The following is a 2,443-nucleotide window of genomic DNA, read 5'->3' as shown; positions in this document are numbered from 1 at the left end:
CTTGCAATGCAGCGCGCCCATCCAGCTTTAGACCGCTCTTACCTGCATCGACATAGGTTTTGACGATCTCGAAGCCGCGTCGTGCGGCGTAGGCCGCAATCGCTTCCGACTGGTTCTCGGTGGAGTATTTTTGGTGCTCGGTCGACATGCGCACGTATTCAGCCGCACGCATCAGCTTGCCGCCAACACCTCCGCCGTGGTCGCTCGATCGCTCCATCGCCCTACAGGTCGCTCGCCGCCTTGGCGGCACGATTGGACCGACACCGTAAGCGCCCTTCGGCGTGAAAGTCGTTTCAGAAATTGGACTGAAAAGTTCAGTCCAAAACAGGAAAAACTTTTCACACGGAAGAGGCGTAGGATGGAGAGCTTCCCGCAGCAGATCGCTACGGCCATGCGGCGTGAGTGGGGGGCGACGCCCTCAGCGCGAAAAGAGGTCGGACGGATTACGAGCGCCAATGAACGCGCCGTGCGGAACTGGTTCGAAGGCCGAAACGGTCCGAGCGGAGAAAACCTCGTGTCCCTCATCCGCGCCTCGGACGCCGTCTTCGAAACCGTTCTGGCGCTCTCAGGACGAAGGTCCGCCTTATCGGGCGTTCACGTGCCGGCGCTGCGAGAGCGTTTGAAGCTGCTCCTCGATCTGATCGACGATGCCCCTTCTCGATAGATACCGCCACTTCGGCTCGGAGGAAGCAGTCCCATGGCGCGACCTATGGGCGCCCGACGCGCGCCTTCCAGGCGCAGTTCTTGTGGAGACAAGTTCGCATTGGACTGGCAGCGCCCCACCCAGTCAGGCGGCAAGTCTCCAAACAATCCCCTCGCTATTGGAGATAAATTTGCGATCATGTCGGCAAGCTCACCACGCCCTATAGCAGATTCGATTTTCGGCAGTTTGCTCGTGGCCGCCATAGACACGGCGCTGGTGATCAGAGCGCTGGAGGCGATCTGGTCCTAGTAGCCCAAGACCGCCAACCGATTATGCGCATGGGTCGCCCTCAAGAGTCGGCGCCGACCATCCCGCTTCGACGGGGAATCGTCGTCTGTTTCTCGAGCGTGGCGGTATCCAGCCTTACGGCAAACGCGGAACTTGAACAGCGACGATTTCGCGGGTCGGGCGGTTGATGCCGTACAGCACCCGCGGCTCGGTCCGGTCCCAGGCCCAGCCCTGGCCCGCCAGGGGGATGCGGTAGGTGGCGACGTGGACCAGGCTTGAGCCGGCTTCGGGCAGACGCATGACGTAGAGCTCCTGGGCGTCGTGACCGGTCATGTAGATCAGGCCGTCGTCGCCCCAGCCGCCGCCGGACGTGGAGGTCGGGGCCATACGGGCCAACACCGAGGCCGGGAAGGTCCAGCTCTCGGTCCGCCGCCACTGGGTGTCGAAGCGGACCAGCTGGCTGTAGCGATGGTCGCGGCCGGGCTCGCCGCCGCGCCCGTCATAGTGGGCGAAGGCCGCCCACCAGGCGCCGTCACGCCAGTCGACCCAGGTCAGGGAGCCGATCTGTTCGCCCAGGCTGATCGAGCGGCGATGCTCCAGCGTCTTCGGATCGAAGATCTCGACCGAACTGGTCATCGGCACATGGGGGAAGTTGGAATGGGCGCAGGCCAGGTCGTCGCCGACGATCAGGCAGGCGTTCAGGTGGACGAACTGGGTCCGGTCGCCCGACCACTCGGCCAGTTTGCGGCCGTCCGACTTGGCGTAGCGGCCGATGCGGGTGTTGACGACGGCGTAGTAGTCCTCGCCGTGGGCGGCGGCGCCCTGCCCCGCCTCTGCCGCCGGATAGCGGCGCAGCTCGACGGCCTCATAGACGGGCGCGGGCGGCGGGGCCGGGATGGGCCGTTCCTGCTGGCGGGGAAAGTCGTGGACCACCGGTGGCTCCAGCGGCGCGCCCGGACGGGCGACCGGCAGAGCCTGGGCCTGGGCGCGCACCGCCAGATAGGCCGTCAGAGCCTCGGGCGCATCGGTCTGGATCATGTTGGCGCCCATATCGATGAGCCTGCCCCAGTGATCGGCGGGGGCGACCACCGCGTCGGCATCGACATGGCCGGCCGAGTGATGAAGGCTCAGAGTGTTGACCCAGGCCCGACGCCCGGCGGCGCGCAGGGCGCGGGCGCTGTCGCGGAAATAGGCCTCGTCGCGGAACAGGACCTCGACCGCCACCGGCGAGAGGGGCTCGAACACGGTGCCGGCCTGGGCGATCGGCCCCTGCCCCTCGTCGATGATCGGCATGAACAGGGCGGTCTGGAGCAGGCTGGGGAAGGCCTGGCCGTCGCGGGGCGCGGCGCCGGTCTTCATCAGCACATGGTCGGTCAGGCCCAGATGCTTCAGCACGGCTTCGGTCTGGTCGAACACGTCGGCCTTGGCGTCGATGTTGACCAGCAGCCCCCCGCGCGCGGCCTCCATCGCCTCTTCCAGCGTCGGCGGAGACAGGTCCGTCACGGCGGCCGC

3 protein-coding genes are annotated in these 2,443 nt (G+C 66.3%); 1 reads left to right on the top strand and 2 read right to left on the bottom strand.

The window, feature by feature from the left end:
* Positions 1 to 172: recombinase family protein (locus BDIM_RS04040; protein WP_169312123.1), on the bottom strand; the 172-nt coding region annotated here is incomplete at its 3' end.
* A 186-nt stretch (positions 173 to 358) separates the two neighbouring features.
* Between BDIM_RS04040 and BDIM_RS04035 the strand changes: the two genes are divergently transcribed.
* On the top strand, positions 359 to 664 hold the full coding sequence (locus tag BDIM_RS04035) for a hypothetical protein (RefSeq protein ID WP_088491708.1): 306 nt from the start codon (positions 359 to 361) through the stop codon (positions 662 to 664).
* Positions 665 to 1,066: 402 nt separating this feature from the next.
* Here BDIM_RS04035 and BDIM_RS17055 read toward each other — a convergent pair.
* Positions 1,067 to 2,443: hypothetical protein (locus BDIM_RS17055; RefSeq protein WP_081461835.1), on the bottom strand; the 1,377-nt coding region annotated here is incomplete at its 5' end.

This window comes from Brevundimonas diminuta ATCC 11568 (genome assembly GCF_000204035.1).
Lineage (GTDB): Bacteria > Pseudomonadota > Alphaproteobacteria > Caulobacterales > Caulobacteraceae > Brevundimonas > Brevundimonas diminuta.
Note: the sequence above shows the minus strand (reverse complement) of the source record. Positions and strands in the feature narration are given on the sequence as shown.